Raw genomic sequence first — 15630 nt, 5'->3', positions numbered from 1 at the left:
GGTGGACTACCCTGGTGACGCTGGGCTATGTGGATGAAGCGCGTATCGGCGTGCTGGGGATTTGCGGCGGTGGCGGGTACGCGGTCAATGCCGCGATGACCGAGCGCCGCATCAAGGCGGTGGGCACGGTGGTGGCGGCCAACTACGTCATGCGCGAAGGCGACCTGTCCCCGGATGCGGCGCTGAAGACGCTGGAAGCGATTGGCAGGCAACGCACCGCCGAGGCCCGCGGCGCCGAGCCGGCGATCGTCACCTATATCCCCGCCTCGGTGGCGGAAAGGGAGAAGGCCGGGATCACCGACATCGATATCGTCGAGGCGGTCGAGTACTACACCACGCCGCGCGGGCAGCAGCCCGGCTCTCCCAACAAGCTGCGCTTCTCCGGGCTGCAGGCGGCAGTGGGTTTCGATGCCTTCCACCTGGCGGAACACCTGCTGACCCAGCCGCTTCAGATCGTGGTGGGCAGCAAGCCCGGGGGCTTTCGGCTCGCTGCGTGATGGCTACGACCTGTTCGCCCGTGCGCGTTCCAAGCGGAAGAGCCTGTTTGTCGTGGAAGGGGCAAGCCATTACGACCTGTACGACAGACACGGAATGTGTTGAACAGGCAATGGCAAAGCTCGGGCCGTTCTACAAGGAGAACCTCTGAGAGCCGGCCACATTCCGACAGGCGGGAGCTTTTTCCGGTTGCATTGACTTGCACTGGTGCCGGGACCACTCTGGCATCAACTGACCCAGTCGCAAGGAGACAGATGATGCAGCCCCACAGTGGTTCCGGAGACCGTGTGCCGGCCACCCTATCAGCAGGAGCCACCGCAACCATCGCCCGGCATGTCGCCCGAGTGGCGAATGCGCAGCTTGACGCGGCCGACATGGAAGCGTTGCGCCGCTTGTTCCTGGACAACTTCGTGGTGTCCCTGTGGGGCAGTACCCGGCCCTGGACCGGCCAGATCGCGCAGTGGACGGGCCGCTTCGCGGGCACCGGCACGAGTCCCGTGCTCGGGGGCGACTGGACCGCGGACGCTTCCGTTGCAGCGCTGGTGCATGGCACCGCGTCTCACAGCTACGAGCTGGACGACACCCACAACGAAACCCTGAGCCATCCCGGCGCCGCCATCATTCCCGCAGCGCTGGCCGTGGCCGCCGCCACCGATGCCTCGCAGGCGGGCCTGTTCGGTGCCGTCGCCGCCGGCTATGAGGCCATGGCGCTGGTGGGCATGGCAGCCGGTGGCCTGGAAACCGTGCACCGGGGGTTTCATCCTACGGCGATCTTCGGCACCTTTGGTGCCGCGGTCGCGTGCGTGGCGTTGCACGCGTACCAGCGTGGCATGCCAGTCGCACCCGAACTGCTGGTTCGCGCGTGGGGCCACGCCCTGTCGCAAGCCAGCGGTTCGATGTAATTCTCGGCGGAGGCGTCCGGCGGGGAGGTCAAGCGGGTGCACTCCGGGTTTGCGGCTCGTAACGGCGTGTTGGCCGCGGAGTTCGCGCTCATGGACGCTGTCACCGCACCGGTGCTGGCCATCGAAGGGACCTATGGTCTCGCCGCGCTCTTCGGCGGCCCGCTGCGGGAGGTCGTGCTGTCCGACAGGCTCCAGATCCACGCCATCAGCCTGAAGCCGTATGCATGCTGCCGCCTGTTTCATTCGACCATCGATGCGTTGGCGCAGCTGACCGACAATTTCCACATGCCGACCTCCGCAATCCGAGAGATCGTTATCAGCGGCCCGCAGCTCATCGCCGACCAGCACATGCTGGCGCAGCCGACTTCCACCATGGCCGCGCAGTACAGCTGCCCCTACATCGTGGGCGCCACGCTGAGCTACGGACCTTATCGCTACGACGCCTATGGCGACGCATTCCTTGACGACCCCAGCATCCGCCGCATCGCGCAGAGGGTGCGCTTTGAACTCAGCGAGACCCTGATGCAGTACTACCCGTCACGGTTTGCCACCGGCGCGCGGATTGACTTGCAGGATGGCACCACGCGCTCCAGCGTGGTGGTGGACAGCGTGGGCACGCCAGCCAAACCATTGACTATCGAGCAGATCATTGCCAAGGGCGACGGGCTGGCCCCGAAGAACAAGGCAACGCCGGTCGGCAAGACGCTGGCCGGGTTGCTGTGGGACGAAGCGCAGGGCGCCCGCGCGCTGGCGCAGGCACTGGCGCGTGCATAGTGCGTGGCGGAATCGGGCAAGGAGTAAAGAACATGACGACCGAGCAACCGGCCATGGTAGCAGGAGAAATCACCCGCGAGCCACTGCATGTCCGGCGCATCGAGTTCCAGGGCTTTCGGCGCAGCGACGGCCTGTTTGAAGTCGAAGGCCATCTGACCGACCAGAAGCCGCAAGACTTCACGCCGCCGAGCGGCGTGCGTGTGGTGACGGCGAACGATTTCATCCACGACATCGGCTTGCGCGTCGTGTTCGACCTCGACATGGTCGTCCACGCGGTCAGCACCTTTATCCGCGCGTATCCGTACCGCGAGTGTCCCGGCGGCGGCGAGTCGCTGCAGGCGCTGGTGGGGTTACGCATCGGCGCCGACTGGAGCGGCGAGGTGCGCAAGCGCCTGCCCTCGGGAGACACCTGCACCCATCTCCGCGAGATCCTGATGCCGCTGGCGACGGCGGCCATCCAGGCCGTCAACCCGCAGCGGGCGCATCTGCTGCGCGATGCCACCGACGCCAGTGGCAAGCCGCGCAAGATCGATAGCTGCTACGCCTACGGCGCTTCGCGCGAACTGGTCCAGCAGCTCTGGCCGGCCTTTCACCGGCCGGCCAAGAGTTAACCATCACTGGGGTAGATCCCATGAGTCAAATCGGAAACTTGTTGTTATCGGCAGCCATGGTCCTGTGCTGCCTCGCCCCGGGGCTGGGCGGCGCGCAGTCTTTCAAGGCGCCTGTCAAGATCGTGGTGCCGCAAGCCCCGGGCGGCGGCACCGATATCGTTGCCAGGCTGCTGATCCCCGGCCTGTCCAGGGAACTGGGGCAGACCGTGATTGTGGAGAACCGCCCCGGAGCCAGCGGGCAGGTCGGCACGCAAGTGGTCAAGAATGCGCCGCCGGACGGGAGCACTGTGCTGTTCGCGGTCGACCATTCGCTCATCATTGTGCCGCTAACCGTGCCCGGTGTTCGCTATGACGTGACCAACGATTTCGTGGCGCTCGGTCAGGCCGTACGCACGTTCTGGACACTTATGATCCCGCCCAATGCTGCCCACAGCGACTTCAAGGGCTACCTGGCGGCCGTCAGGCGGGACCCCATGCTCCGCTCCTATGGCGTGCCGTTGGCGGGAGGCGCCCCCAGCGTGATCGGCAATGCGATTGGCAGATCCGCGGGGGTCGAGATGGTTCAGGTGCCATACCAGGGATCGGCGCCGGTCCTGCAGAACGTCTTGGCCGGGCAGGTTCCCGCCGGCCTGACCGGCATGCCCGAAGCCATAGCCGCGCACCGGTCCGGCAAGGCGAGGGTGATCGCGGTCTCTGGCACCGAGCGGCCCTTGCTGCCCGACGTTCCAACCTTCAAGGAACTCGGTGTCGAGGGCCTTGGCTTCCATACCTTCCTGGGCTTCTTCGCGCCCAAGGGATATCCGCCGGCCCTTGCGCAGGCGTTCAATGCCGCGCTGCGCAAGGCGCTCGCTGATCCGACGGTGCAGGAGAAGATCGGCCAGATGGCATTGCAGCCCGCGCCGACCACGCTGGAGGAGGCCAATCGCGAAGTCGGTGAGATGGTGCACTTCTGGAAGACGGCACTCGGCGCCAAGCAATAAGAACAACTGTCAACCAGAAGACATTAGGAGACCACAGATGCTGTCCCGCCGTTCCTTGCTGATCGCACTCCCGGCATTCGGGTCGCTATGCGCAATGCGAGCCTTCGCCCAGGCCTACCCGGCACGCCCCATTCGCTTTGTCGTCCCGGTCGCGCCGGGCGCGGCCACGGATCTGGTGGCGCGCCAGGTGTCGGCCTCGCTCAACAAGCTGTGGATCGGCGCGGCGGTGGTCGAAAACCGGCCGGGTGCAGGCGGTGTCGTCGGCACGGACGTGGTCGCAAAGTCGCCGCCCGACGGGTATACCTTGCTGTTTACCTTTTCCAGCCATTTCACGAACCCATGGATGGAAAAGACTCCCTACGACGCGCTCACCGACTTTGAGCCCGTTGTAGGCTTGCCAGCACCGCACTCGTCATGGTGACCGCAGCCGATTCGCCGCTCAAGACGGTACGCGACGTCATTGCAGCGGAGAAGCAGCAGCCCGGTTCGGTGACCTACGCCTCGGCGGGTGAGGGCACGCCTTCGCATATGTGCGGGGCGTTGCTGAATGCCGCAGCCGGTATCAGGCTGAACCACGTCCCGTATAAGAACGGGTCGCTGGCGATGATCGAAACAGCCAACGGGCAGGTGCAGCTCGCATTCTCCGGGCCGGCGGCGTTGCCCCTGATCAAGGCCGGCAAGCTGCGCGTGCTGGCGGTCACCAGCGTCCGGCGCTCGGCGGTGATGCCCGATGCGCCGACGATGAACCAGGCTGCTGGCGTCGACGGCTACGACATCGTGTCACCGGTGTGGGCATTCGTGCCAAAAGGGACAACTGCGGCCATCGTGGGCAAGCTTTCCGAAGCGTTCCGGGTCATTGCCGCGTCGCCGGAGTTCAAGGCGTTCTGCGCGGCCCAGTCGCTAGATCCGGACTTCCAGTCCGCCGCCACGGTTCAGGCGGGGCTGTCCGCCGAAGCGGAAAAGTGGCGCCGGCTGGTGCAACTGACGCGCGCCTGAGGCGGTGTGTCGGGTTCGCGGGCTGCAACCCAACCGAGCCGGATCTGTACGCCACCTGGGATAACCGTGCACGCAATGCCCCGCCGGCGTTCGGATGTACGGAACCCTCATAGTGCGTGATTGACCTGCGCCGGCGCAGGCATCAGTCTGCCTAGACCGCTGCAGTCCCGGCCATGCGACCCCCGCCCCATGGACACGCTTTCGGATGTTCTGTCGCTCCTGAAGCCGCGCAACCAGTTCTACGCGGGGCTCGACGCCGCCGGGGCGTGGTCCTTCTCCTTCCCACCTTACGACGGCATCAAGTTCGCCGCCGTCCTGCAAGGCGCATGCTGGGGAATGGTTGATGGCGTGGACCAGCCGATCCGCTTTGAAGAAGGCGACTGCTTCCTGCTGAACAGGGGGCGCCGCATTGCGCTGTCAACGGATCTGGCCCTGGCCCCGCAAGACTCCACGGCCATCATGGAGGCAGTGGCCCGCGACGGCATTGCCGTCCACAACGGCGGCGGCGACGCACTATCGCAACGTTCTCCAACAGGAGCGTTCGGAGGTGGCGCGTTGAGGCACCGGCTGTGCGCTGCCTAGCGAATCGCAAGGGCGTTACGCGCTGAACCATCCAAGAAAGGAAGGAGAAGCGTGTGCGGGCGTATTCCAAAGTACGGGACAACATCGATGTGTTCATTGACCGGAACGGGATGGCGTTCCTAACCTGCAATGGTCCAGACACAAGGAGACTCCCTTGCTGATCTCCGGTCGCGCCATGCCGGCGCCACACTCATCCGTGCCAGCGCTGCCAACGCCGGGAAAGGACATCGCCCCAGATCGCATGGTGGTCGAGCCACTCGCCCGCGGCCTGGCCGTGCTGGCGGCCTTTGATCCGCGCCAGACGTGGGTGCGCAACTACGATATCGCGCTGGAAACCGGGCTGCCCGCGGCTACCGTCTCGCGGCTGCTGCATTCGCTGGTGGAGTTGGGTTACGTGTGCCATGACCGGAAGCATCGCCGGTATCGGTTGGCGTCGGCGTCCCTGACCCTTGGCCACGCGTCCATTGCCGACCCCGGGCTACAGCGTTTGGCGCGTGCCGGGATGCAGTCGCTGACCGGCTGCGGCGATGTCTGCGTAGTGCTCGGCATACGGGACCGACTTGACGTCATGGTGCTCGAAACACGTGTAAGCGGTCGGCCGAAGTTCGATGCGCCACTGCGTGCCGGGACGCGGCTCGGTATTGCATCGTCAGGGATGGGTTGGGCGTTGCTGGCCACGCTTCCGGAGCGGGAGCGCTATTTCCTGGAGCACAACGTGGAACGGAAGGCAGGGTGCGACTGGCCAGAGTTGCGCCGCCGGATGGCGGCAGGCATTTCGCAGGTACGTGAGCTTGGATTCTGCATGTCGCAGGGCGAGTGGGAACCGGCGCTGACTTGCGTTGCGGCACCGATCCGTATTCCGTACGGCACGCCATTGGTGCTGGCCTGTATCGGCTGCAGTGCCGACATCACCCGTGCCAGGGCAGAGCGGGAACTGGGGCCCAGGCTCGCAGGCGCGGTGCAAGCGCTTCAGGCGCAACTGGGCGTTCACGGCTGAGTACGGGTTGCCACGTCCAAACTTCCCGATATCAGGAGCAGCAATGCGTCAATCCACGGATGTCACGACGACGCTGGAGCGTGGCCTCTGCGTTCTGCGGGCCTTTCGGGCAGAGCGGGCGCCACTGACCAATAGCGAGCTCGTTCGCCGTACGGGGCTGCCGAGATCGACGGTATCCCGCCTCACCATGACACTGGTGCGCCTGGGTTTCCTTCGCCGCGTCCCCGGCAGGAGGCAGCTTGAGCTGAGCAGCGATGCGCTCGGCATCGGCCAAACCTACCTTGAAACCAATCCGGTCACGCGACTGGCCCATCCCTTCATGCAACAACTGGCCGACCGGCTCAACGTTTGCGTTGCGTTATCGGTGCCCAATGGCTTGGACATGCTCTATATCGCCTATCGGAGCAGCGCGCGGATCGTCACGCTGCGGCGCGGCGTCGGCTCGCTGGTGCCAATGGGGCTGACGGCGACAGGGCGGGCATGGCTGTGGGCGCTGCCTGCGGCGGCACGCAGCGAGTACATCGCCTCGATCATGCAGGCAGCAGGTGCGCAAACAGAGGGCATGATCAAGGGCATTGACACTGCATTCGAAGAACTGCAGACCACAGGCGCGTGCATGTCGCTGAATGAGTATCAGCGCGACTCGTACGGCGTGGCACTCCCAGTATTCGTGGGACGCTCGTCAGTGCGGATGACGTTAAGTTGCGGCGCGGTCGAGCCGAATCCGGATATCGAAGACATCAGGCAGCGTATTGTCTCGGAACTCAAAGCCGCCGCAATGGAACTGACGATATTACTTCGCGATGCAAAGACGCCCGACACGCCTTTCGCAACCGTCCAAACAGGCCACGGATGGACTGACTAGCGCCGGCCGTAACACTCCCGGGTGGAGGGGCCGAAAACGTAGCACCTGAAAGCCGGTCCCGATTGTGAAATTGGAAGCTCTTGCAAAGAGAGTGACCTGTCGTAGCGCGGCATGGCACCGATGGGCGCTCGACCGACGAGATTTCGTGCGGGTCGCGGAGGTTCCACCCTTGCGTCAACGGCAAGGGTATCAATCAGGGGCCAATAAACTTGGCTGAATGAGTGGGGCGATCATGATGCGCCATTCTCGGATGCGGCCCTCGATCCGTGTGGAAATGCCCGCCTGCTGGCGTGCCTACGACTTATTGGTCCACCGATCCGGTGCCGCTCCTGCGTAGCCTCATGGCGCGCATCCTCTTCGCTATGCAGGTAGCCGCTCGTCGTCGACAGCGAGCTGTGCCCGAAGTTGTCGCACACATAGCGCAGGTCGACCTGCTGGTCGGTCATGTGCGAGCCAGCGGTGTGGCGCAGCCAGTGCGCCGAGGCGCTGTTCAGCATCGTGGCTTGCGCTTCCCATTCCGGCCCGCGGCCCCGCAGGCGCACCGCGGCCATGCCGAACACCTCTTTCAGGATCAGGTGCAGCGCGCCGCGTGACACCGGTTTCTCGCGTTCTTCGCTGCCGATCACCGGCAGCACCAGTGGACGCGTCTCCCCGAACTGCGGGGTAGGTGGCAACTCGTGGGCGCGGCGGTAGCGCGTCAGTTCGGCGATCAACTCGTCGGTCGCCGGCACAAGCAGCAGGCAAGAGCATGGCCATCTTCAACGCCCTGCATGACTTCCTCGGCAAGCGCCGTTCAGGAAGCCTTCACCGGGGCCAACTCGATGAGGCGGCTTATGCCTTTCGCGTCATATCCGTCAAGCTGAGCGAGGTGGAAGGATCGAAACGATCCAAAATGCTTTCAATCATAGACTTTAAGCTGGATACAGTCTAACTTTGGAAACATCTAACGGTCTTGACCACCAGCGCCACCAGCGCTACCATGTTCGTAATCATAGACCTAAATCGTCTTATAGTTCAGGATTACGGACATCATGAAACGAGACGAATCTCCACTTCTGCCCCTTTCCCGGTTCACTGAAGCCGAGCAGCTCGGTGCGCGTATCACCCAGCTGCGCCAAGGCCTGAGGCTACGCCAGGCGGATGTAGCAGCGCGCGCCGGGGTCTCCCGGGGAACAGCGATCCTGATCGAAAAAGGTGATCCGGGACGGACTCTTACGCAGATCCTGCGCTATGTTCATGCCCTGGCGCCGGAAGTCACCCTGCAGGCGCTCCTTGCAGGGGATGTGCCGGCATTGATCGCCTTGCATGCGCGCAAGCTGCCACAGCGCATTCGCTCCGCAAGCAAGGCGGAACTGCGTGAACTCGATTTCTAAGGAAAAGCCTTGGCCCCTCGTCGCGCTCCCAACAAGGTAGCGGTATTCGCCCACATCGCCGATCAGGCGGAAGGGCATCACTTTGTGCCCGCAGGTCTGCTCAGTCGCGAGACTTCCGCGGGTCGGGAAACCGTCAGCTTTGCCTATGGCACGCGTTACCTGCAGCGGCCGAACGCCATCGAAGTAGACCCTCGGGCGCTCACCTTGGCGCAGGCGCGGCTGGCGGAGCCCGGCACGGTGTGGTACCCGCTGCCCGAGGTGAACGAATTTGGGGGGATCCGCGATGCTGCGCCCGATGCCTGGGGCCGCCGCGTCATCGAGGCCGGGCTCAATGCCGCGCCGAACTCGCTCGACGAATTCACCTACCTGCTGGAGGCCGGCAGCGACCGCGTTGGTGCGCTGGACGTGCGGGAGGACACCAAGAGCCCCGCTCACAAGGGGGCCGGGGGTCTGATCGATCTGCCATACCTTTTGCAAGTGGCTGACGCGGTCGAGAACGGCGAGCCCATTCCAGCGAACCTGCTGCCATACCTCGGCGGCGTGCCGTCGGCCGGCGGCGCGCGCCCGAAAGCTTCCGTGCGGGAGGCCGACAGCGTCTTGTGGCTGGCCAAGTTCCCGTCCAAGACCGACACGCTCAACATGGCAGTCCTCGAGGCCGGCGCCCTGGAGATCGCGCGGGCCGCCGGGCTTTCCGTTCCGCCGGTGAAGGTGATCGAGGTCGGGGGCAAGCCGGTGCTGATGATCCGTCGGTTCGACCGATACTGGGCCCCGGCCGGGCAACCGCTCTCGGCCATGGCGCGCGGCTACGACACCGAGCCCATGCCCGGCTATACCGAGGGCCGCATTGCGCAAGTCAGCGCCTTGACCCTGATGGGATGCCCGGAGATGGAGTCGATGGCCAAGGGCTACAAGGATCTGGCCCAGACGATTCGCGAGCAGGTCGTGGCGTCGTGCGTGAAAGCCGACAACGAGGAGCTGTTTGCCCGCATGGTGCTCAACATCTTCCTGACCAACGACGATGACCACCTGCGCAACCACGCGTTTGCCTACGACACGCAGCTGCAGGGCTGGCGCCTGAGCCCGCTGTACGACGTCGTGCCGCGGGCGTCCGTCTCCATGGAGCGCCGCCTGCACCTAAGCGTGGGCAAGCAGGGGAAGCTTGCAACCCTCGACAATGCGATGAGCGAGTTCTCTGCCTTCGTGGCGGACCGGCCTACGGCGCTCGACGTGATTCGCCGGGTATGGGGTGCAGTGCGGGGCTGGAAGAACATCTATGAAGGCCTGGGAGCCACCCCGGATCTGATCCGCACGCTCGAGCAGGCCGTCCGAAGCCTCTCGGACATTGTGAGTCCGGCGCTGGAGAAGGACATCCGGCGCGGCGCGGAAGCCAAGGCAGCATAGAAAAACGGCGAGGAGATCCTCGCCGTTTCCAGTTGCAGGGTTGGCAGTCACACGGGGCTGCAGGCCAGGCGCTGGATCTTGAACCCCAGCCGATGGCCGTTGGCTGGTCGATGTCCTGATTCGGCCCCGGCCGGCGACTACCTGCGGTGATGTTCTCGGCGTTCAAGATTCGAACGATGCTGTCTTCCAGGCCCGCAGCCAGATTCAGGTGAAACGGCCCTTAGTGCATCAGGTCATTGTCCGGAAGGGTTGGTCCAGCCATTCTCGAACACCATCTCGTCCAGGGATTGCCGTCTGGCCCAGCCTTCCTGTTCCAGCATCGGCTTCTCATAGAAGGTGTCGACCTGGCCGACGCACAGCACAGCCACTGGCCGGGCACCGGGAGGCAGCCGCAGCAGCCGGCCAAGCTGTTCAGGGTCGAACAAGGAAACCCAGCCCACGCCGATTCCTTCGGCGCGCGCGGCAAGCCAGAGGTTCTGGATGGCGCAAGATTGGCAATTTCAGTCAGCTGCTTCGAAGAGCGCACGCACTGCCCCACCGGGACATTGTTTCGCATTGAAAAAGCTATGCTCGCATGAATGTTGAGCCGAAAAAGCTATGCTCCCATGAACGATGAGCGCCGCTCGCACGAATAACGTTCTTCAACAAATGACGACAATAGCCCTTCGTCTGGCGGGGGCGTCCGATGTGAATGCCGCTTTCGTTCTATCAGCTATTCCAACGATTTGATGTACTGGTGGGCAACGGCGCGCGCTAACGCAACACAATGCATGACATCTGGTGCGTTGACCGACGGACCATGGCCGATTCCCGTGCCAACAACCCAATTGCCTACCGAATCAAAGCGATGACCAAAGGTTTCCCGCATTGGCAGCAGACTCCACTGTATGACCATCACCGTCTCCTTCGCGCTCGCATAGGCGACGTCGATGGCTGGAAGCTCCCTGTTGCCTATGGATCTCAGATCGAAGAGCACCACACCGTGCGCGAAGATGCCGGTATGTTCGACATGTCACATATGTGCGTAGTCGATCTGCATGGGCTCGATGTACGAATGGTACTTGGCAGGCTCTTGGCAAACGACGTCGGAAAGCTGAAGACGCCGGGAAAGGCGCTGTATAGCTGCATGCTCAACATGTCTGGCGGGGTGATCGATGACCTCTTTGTTTACTACCTGGGGGAGCAGCATTTCCGCGCTGTCCTGAACGCGCACACGGCCGCAGGTGACATCGAGTGGATCCGGTCAACGATCAACGAGGTGAAAAGCCAAGTGACCGTGGTCCCGCGACGACAGGATTGGGTAACGGAGGAGGTTGAGCCATTAGCGGTCATCGCAGTGCAAGGCCCGAAAGCGCGGGAAAAAGTATTCCGGGCGATTCCAGCCACCCGCCTAGCCGAAAAACTGAAGCCGTTCAACTCGACCATCGTGCACGACCCGGAATTCGGGGAGTTGATGGTGGCGAGAACCGGGAAGACCGGGGAGGATGGTTTCGAATTGCTGCCGCTGGCAAGGCATGCTGGCCGAATTTGGGACATGTTGCGGTCGGCAGGCATCGATCCAGTGGGCCATGAAGCATGGGATACGCTTCGGCTCGAGGCAGGCATACATCGAAACGGGAAGGACATGGATCACCAAACCTCGCCACTCGATGCCGGTCTGGGCTGGAGTGTTGATCTTGATTCAGACCGGGATTTCTTCGGCAAGTCAGCCGTGTGTGCCCGTCGCCAGACGCAGCAGTTCGTTGGACTTGCCCTGGAAGGCAGTGCCGCTGTCCCGCCGGCGCATAGCGCTGTGACAGACGAGGGGGGCGCGGTGATTGGCACGGTCACCAGCGCAACCTATAGTCCGACGCTGCGGATCGCTATCGCGTTGGCGCGTGTCGTGCCCGAGATCAGGATCGGCTCGCACGTCAATGTGGAGGTCTACAGGAACAAAATAGCCGCGAAAGTCGTGCGCACGCCATTCGTGCGTAGCGGAAGCTGACCCTGCGGCAGGGCGATGGCCGCGGCGCGGCGATCCGGCGGGCGATAGGGTTACGGTTGGCCGAGTTCTTCAAGCAATGCGCTCGCTTCCCGGAGGTCCATGGTATCGAAGCCTTCGCTGAAGACGCCGTAGCTTGCGGACAGCAACGGCAGGGCCTGCGCATGCCGGCCTTGGCGCAGCCACAACCGGCTCAGCGCCACCGCGGCACGCAGCTCCGGCGACCGGGCCCTCTGGCGACGCGCAATTTCGAGCGCCCGCAGATAGCAGGCCTCGGCTTCTCGCGCGGCATGGTCGGCATGATTGGCCGCGTCCGCGCGGCCGGCTGCAAGCAGTGTCAGCTCTCCCTTGAGCCGATGCAGTTCGGCCTCATGCACGCGTTCACCGGTCCGCTCCACTCCCGCCAGTGCCTCGGCCACCGCGGCGAGTCCGTCATCGACCTGTCCCGCCCTGGCACAGGTCTCGGCCAGCAGTCCCAGGAAATGGGTGCGCAGCAGCTCGGCGCCGGTAGCGCGGTATGCGCTGAGGCCGTTGCGCATCAGTTCCAGGCCCTCTGCCGCCCGTCCCCCGGCGGCCAGCGCCCAGCCCGAGAGGATGGTCCCGGCCGCCAGCCCGTACGGCAGGCCATGGTCGGTTGAGAGGGCAACGAGCGCCTGCGCGAGGTCGTGGGCCGGCTGCACTTCGCGGCGCAGCAGCCGGACTTCTGCGGCGGAGATCAGGGCATCTGCCGAGTCCGACGGATGCAGCGGCGTCTGCGCCAGCGCAAGCGCTTCCTGGCTGCGCGTGCACGCCTGGTCCGGATAGCCGAGCAGCCACAGGTCCATGGCAATCAGCGCCAGGCCCTGAACGCCGGGTTCCAGGCCATAGAGGAAGGCGTGCGACTGGTGTTGCCGCGGGTCGTAGAGCGCCATGGCTTGTTCCAGCCGCTCGCGGGCCGGGACCAGTTCGCCCAGGTAGAACAAGTTGGCGCCTAACGCGCGGCGCGCCTGGATCAGCAGGTCAGGATCCTGGGCTGTCTCGGCAAGGTCCAGTAACTGCCCTGCCAGCTCGCGCGCGGTGCGCAATTCGGCGCGGACGGTATGGAACGTGCGCAGGCCCATCAGCGAAGTAAACAACTCGACCGTCTCGCCGAGTTGCCGGCACAGTGCCAGCGCGCGCGCATAAGTGGCTTCCACTTCGGGAGCGGCAAAGCCCTTTGTGGCCATCCAGGCCGGGCCAAGCGCGAGCTGCAGCGCGAGTTCCTGCCGCGCTCGCTCCGGGGTTTCGGGCAGCGTGGCGAGCAAGTTCAGCGCCGTGGTGAGATGGGTGACCGCCTCGGCGTCGGCCGAGCGCTGCACCGCCTGGCGTCCGGCGCGGTGCAGGTATTCCACTGCTTTCGGCGTGTTGCCGCTGCGGCTGAAGTGATAGGCCAGCTCGCTGCAGTGTTCCTCGAGTTGGGCCTTGTACAAGTCCTCGAGCGCTTGCCCGGTGCATTCATGCAGGGCGCGCCGTCGCTCGCTCAGCAGCGAGCCGTAGGTCACCTCCTGGGTCAGAGCGTGCTTGAAGCTGTATTCCACCTCCGGAAAGGCTGGCTGTTCATAGATGAATTCCCCGGCTTGCAGACGCGCCAGCAGGCTCCTGGTGTTGTCCTCGGGCAGTTCGACCACGCGCGACAAAAGGCTCCACGGAAAGACCTTGCCGATCACCGCCAGCGTCTGCAGCAGTGCTTTCTCGGCCGGGTGCAGGCGATCGATGCGGGCGGCGAGTACGCCCTGCACGGTGGCGGGAATGTGCAGCTTGGCAGGGATCTGCTCCAGGCGGTAATGTCCGCGCTCGCCGCTCAGGACGTGCCCTTCAACCATGTCCTGCACCACCTCTTCGATGAAGAAGGGATTGCCTTCGGTCTGCTTCAGCACCAGCTGCTCGAGCCGGGCCAGTCCGGGCGCATCGCCCAGCAGTGCGCGCAGCAGTTCGCGGGCTTCGGCGTCACCCAGCGGATCGAGTCGAAGCTGGGTGTAGTCGGTCTTGCGGCTCCAGTCGTGCCGGTATTCAGGCCGGAAATTGACCAGCAGCAGGATGCGGGCGTTGGCCACCGCCTCTGCGAGAAAGCCGATAAATGCCTCGGTCTCGTCGTCCAGCCACTGCAGGTCCTCGATGATCAGCTCCAGCGGCTGGGCCAGGCTCTCGCGCACCAGCAGGCGCTTGAACGCCTCGAAGGTGCGCTGCTGGCGGATCTGCGTGTCCATCTTTGCCAGCGCCAGGTCGGGCTCTGCGGCGCCCAGCAGGTGGCACAAATACGGCAGGCTGTCTTCCAGCGAACGGTCCAGTGTCAGCAGCTTGCCGGTCAGCTTTTCACGCCGCCGGCGCTCGTCGTCGTGCGCCGTGATCTGGCAGTAGTTGCGCAGCAGCTCTATCAGCGGCAGATAGGGGTAGGCCTTGCCGTGCGAGACCGAGAAGGTCTCCAGCACCAGGGCGTCGCGCGGCGCGAGCAGCTTGAACTCGTGGCACAGCCGCGACTTACCCACGCCTGGCTCGCCGACCACCGCGACGATCTCCCCATGTCCCGCCCGTGCCCGCGCGCGCGCCTCGTGCAACTGCTCGAGTTCGCGGACGCGGCCGACAAAGCGGGCCAGGCCGCGGCTGGCCGACACCTGCAGGCGCGTGCGCAGCGGGCCCGGGCTTAGCACCTCGAAGACCGCGAGCGGCTCGGGCAAGCCCTTGATCGGCGTTGCACCGAGGGCCTTGAAGGCGAAATAGCCCTCGGTCAGGTTACGCGTGTATTCGCTGGCGACGATCGAGCCGGGCACTGCGATATTTTCCATGCGCGAGGCAATATTGATCGAATTGCCCACCGGGTCGTAGTCGGTGTGCAGGTCATGGATGCGAATGGTGCGCACCACCACTTCGCCGGAGTTGATGCCGACACGGATCTGCAGCGCGATGCCCTGTGCCAGGCGCACGCCGTCGGCGTAATGGCGCATGGCAACCTGCATGCGCAGCGCCGCCAGCAGCGCACGCTGCGGATGGTCTTCGTTGGCAATGGGCGCGCCGAACAGCGCCAGGATGCCATCGCCCATCGACTTGGCCACATAGCCCTCATAGTGATGCACGGCCTCCATCATCAGCGCCAGCACCGGGTCGATCAGGCGGCGTGCATCTTCGGGATCGAGGTCATGCATCAGTGCGGTCGAGCCCGCCATGTCGGCGAACAGCGCGGTGACCATCTTGCGCTCGCCGTCCGCCACGCCACGGGCCTCCATCTCGGCCCGCGCCGCGCGGATGCGCTCGGCAAGGTAGGGCGGGGTGTAGTCGATCGGAGTTGTGGGCGCCAGGCCCGGCGACGTTGTGCCTGCCTGGGGGCCGACCGGCGCAGCGGCGGGAATGCCGGCAGGAACGCTCAGCGGCGCGCCGCATTCGCTGCAGAACTTGGCGCTTGCGGCCGCTTCCTGTCCGCAGGCCGGGCAGACACGCGTCTGCCTGGCGCCGCATTCCTCGCAAAACTTGGCGCCTGCGGGATTCTCGAAACCGCAGCTTGCGCAGCGCATGGGGCTTGCCCCTCTGGATGGCCCGGCGACCGTCAACGATCTGATCATAGCAAGGCATGCCGGCCCCGTCGAACGGGGCAGGGTGCGCCACGCTGCACGTGGCCCCGGGCGATGATTGGATAGAATCGCCGTTCGACAAACGTGCACTG

At 64.7% G+C, this 15630-nt stretch carries 15 protein-coding genes and 2 pseudogenes; 14 read left to right on the top strand and 3 right to left on the bottom strand.

The genetic code is table 11. The annotated features are described in order from the left end of the window. The first annotated feature begins 14 nt into the window (after positions 1 to 14). The 10 genes from E1J61_RS37780 (at position 15) to E1J61_RS02200 (ending at position 7202) form a co-directional block, all read left to right on the top strand. Positions 15 to 497: a hypothetical protein gene (locus E1J61_RS37780; RefSeq protein ID WP_207951168.1), complete on the top strand. Its 483-nt coding sequence runs from the start codon at positions 15 to 17 to the stop codon at positions 495 to 497. A gap of 285 nt (positions 498 to 782) precedes the next feature. Beyond that, a complete protein-coding gene (locus E1J61_RS38040) occupies positions 783 to 1397 on the top strand; it encodes an MmgE/PrpD family protein (RefSeq protein ID WP_243736732.1) in 615 nt (204 codons plus the stop codon). 90 nt (positions 1398 to 1487) lie between these two features. After that, positions 1488 to 2171 (top strand): MmgE/PrpD family protein, encoded by a 684-nt coding sequence (locus E1J61_RS38035; protein ID WP_243736731.1) that lies wholly within the window; start codon positions 1488 to 1490, stop codon positions 2169 to 2171. A gap of 32 nt (positions 2172 to 2203) precedes the next feature. Then, complete coding sequence (locus E1J61_RS02225; RefSeq protein WP_133092547.1) at positions 2204 to 2782, top strand: DUF2889 domain-containing protein; 579 nt, start codon at positions 2204 to 2206, stop codon at positions 2780 to 2782. A gap of 20 nt (positions 2783 to 2802) precedes the next feature. Beyond that, a complete protein-coding gene (locus tag E1J61_RS02220; protein WP_243736730.1) occupies positions 2803 to 3762 on the top strand; it encodes a tripartite tricarboxylate transporter substrate-binding protein in 960 nt (319 codons plus the stop codon). A gap of 37 nt (positions 3763 to 3799) precedes the next feature. Next, positions 3800 to 4183, top strand: coding sequence for a tripartite tricarboxylate transporter substrate binding protein (locus E1J61_RS38030; protein WP_243736729.1), 384 nt, complete (start codon positions 3800 to 3802; stop codon positions 4181 to 4183). Then, positions 4177 to 4758: a tripartite tricarboxylate transporter substrate binding protein gene (locus tag E1J61_RS38025; RefSeq protein ID WP_243736728.1), complete on the top strand. Its 582-nt coding sequence runs from the start codon at positions 4177 to 4179 to the stop codon at positions 4756 to 4758. The genes E1J61_RS38030 and E1J61_RS38025 overlap by 7 nt, the downstream gene beginning before the upstream one ends. A gap of 189 nt (positions 4759 to 4947) precedes the next feature. Next, entirely contained in the window at positions 4948 to 5340 is a 393-nt protein-coding gene (locus tag E1J61_RS02210) for a cupin domain-containing protein (RefSeq protein ID WP_243736727.1), read from the top strand. A gap of 154 nt (positions 5341 to 5494) precedes the next feature. Then, positions 5495 to 6337, top strand: coding sequence for an IclR family transcriptional regulator (locus tag E1J61_RS02205; protein ID WP_133092546.1), 843 nt, complete (start codon positions 5495 to 5497; stop codon positions 6335 to 6337). A gap of 43 nt (positions 6338 to 6380) precedes the next feature. Continuing rightward, entirely contained in the window at positions 6381 to 7202 is an 822-nt protein-coding gene (locus E1J61_RS02200; protein ID WP_133092545.1) for an IclR family transcriptional regulator, read from the top strand. A gap of 230 nt (positions 7203 to 7432) precedes the next feature. On the opposite strand, the pseudogene E1J61_RS02195 reads toward E1J61_RS02200, so the two are convergent. Beyond that, positions 7433 to 7936 (bottom strand): annotated as a pseudogene (locus tag E1J61_RS02195) (tyrosine-type recombinase/integrase); the annotation flags it as partial. A 14-nt stretch (positions 7937 to 7950) separates the two neighbouring features. Between E1J61_RS02195 and E1J61_RS02190 the strand changes: the two are divergent. From E1J61_RS02190 to E1J61_RS02180, 3 genes are all read left to right on the top strand, one after another. Beyond that, the gene (locus E1J61_RS02190; protein WP_133092544.1) at positions 7951 to 8133 is read left to right on the top strand and encodes a hypothetical protein; all 183 of its coding nucleotides are present in this window, start codon (positions 7951 to 7953) and stop codon (positions 8131 to 8133) included. A gap of 100 nt (positions 8134 to 8233) precedes the next feature. Next, the gene (locus tag E1J61_RS02185) at positions 8234 to 8575 is read left to right on the top strand and encodes a helix-turn-helix transcriptional regulator (RefSeq protein ID WP_022540384.1); all 342 of its coding nucleotides are present in this window, start codon (positions 8234 to 8236) and stop codon (positions 8573 to 8575) included. A gap of 9 nt (positions 8576 to 8584) precedes the next feature. Then, the gene (locus E1J61_RS02180) at positions 8585 to 9976 is read left to right on the top strand and encodes a type II toxin-antitoxin system HipA family toxin (protein ID WP_133092542.1); all 1392 of its coding nucleotides are present in this window, start codon (positions 8585 to 8587) and stop codon (positions 9974 to 9976) included. Positions 9977 to 10209: 233 nt separating this feature from the next. Here E1J61_RS02180 and E1J61_RS02175 read toward each other — a convergent pair. Next, a pseudogene (locus E1J61_RS02175) lies at positions 10210 to 10467 on the bottom strand (nitroreductase family protein); the annotation flags it as partial. A gap of 356 nt (positions 10468 to 10823) precedes the next feature. Between E1J61_RS02175 and gcvT the strand changes: the two are divergent. After that, a complete protein-coding gene (gene gcvT / locus E1J61_RS02170) occupies positions 10824 to 11960 on the top strand; it encodes a glycine cleavage system aminomethyltransferase GcvT (RefSeq protein ID WP_133092962.1) in 1137 nt (378 codons plus the stop codon). A 50-nt stretch (positions 11961 to 12010) separates the two neighbouring features. On the opposite strand, the gene E1J61_RS02165 is transcribed toward gcvT, so the two are convergent. Continuing rightward, on the bottom strand, positions 12011 to 15481 hold the full coding sequence (locus E1J61_RS02165; RefSeq protein ID WP_133092541.1) for an adenylate/guanylate cyclase domain-containing protein: 3471 nt from the start codon (positions 15479 to 15481) through the stop codon (positions 12011 to 12013). Positions 15482 to 15630: the final 149 nt, after the last annotated feature.

Source organism: Cupriavidus sp. L7L, assembly GCF_004353535.1.
In the GTDB taxonomy this organism is placed as follows: domain Bacteria; phylum Pseudomonadota; class Gammaproteobacteria; order Burkholderiales; family Burkholderiaceae; genus Cupriavidus; species Cupriavidus oxalaticus_A.
This window is presented reverse-complemented; position numbering and strand designations above follow the sequence as displayed.

Coding starts and splice junctions, on each gene's coding strand:
- gcvT (WP_133092962.1), top strand. CDS start 10,824: ATGACCAAAGGTTTCCCGCATTGGCAGCAGACTCCACTGTATGACCAT.
- E1J61_RS02210 (WP_243736727.1), top strand. CDS start 4,948: ATGGACACGCTTTCGGATGTTCTGTCGCTCCTGAAGCCGCGCAACCAG.
- E1J61_RS02185 (WP_022540384.1), top strand. CDS start 8,234: ATGAAACGAGACGAATCTCCACTTCTGCCCCTTTCCCGGTTCACTGAA.
- E1J61_RS38025 (WP_243736728.1), top strand. CDS start 4,177: ATGGTGACCGCAGCCGATTCGCCGCTCAAGACGGTACGCGACGTCATT.
- E1J61_RS38035 (WP_243736731.1), top strand. CDS start 1,488: ATGGACGCTGTCACCGCACCGGTGCTGGCCATCGAAGGGACCTATGGT.
- E1J61_RS02190 (WP_133092544.1), top strand. CDS start 7,951: ATGGCCATCTTCAACGCCCTGCATGACTTCCTCGGCAAGCGCCGTTCA.
- E1J61_RS38030 (WP_243736729.1), top strand. CDS start 3,800: ATGCTGTCCCGCCGTTCCTTGCTGATCGCACTCCCGGCATTCGGGTCG.
- E1J61_RS02165 (WP_133092541.1), bottom strand. CDS start 15,481: ATGCGCTGCGCAAGCTGCGGTTTCGAGAATCCCGCAGGCGCCAAGTTT.
- E1J61_RS02200 (WP_133092545.1), top strand. CDS start 6,381: ATGCGTCAATCCACGGATGTCACGACGACGCTGGAGCGTGGCCTCTGC.
- E1J61_RS02220 (WP_243736730.1), top strand. CDS start 2,803: ATGAGTCAAATCGGAAACTTGTTGTTATCGGCAGCCATGGTCCTGTGC.
- E1J61_RS02225 (WP_133092547.1), top strand. CDS start 2,204: ATGACGACCGAGCAACCGGCCATGGTAGCAGGAGAAATCACCCGCGAG.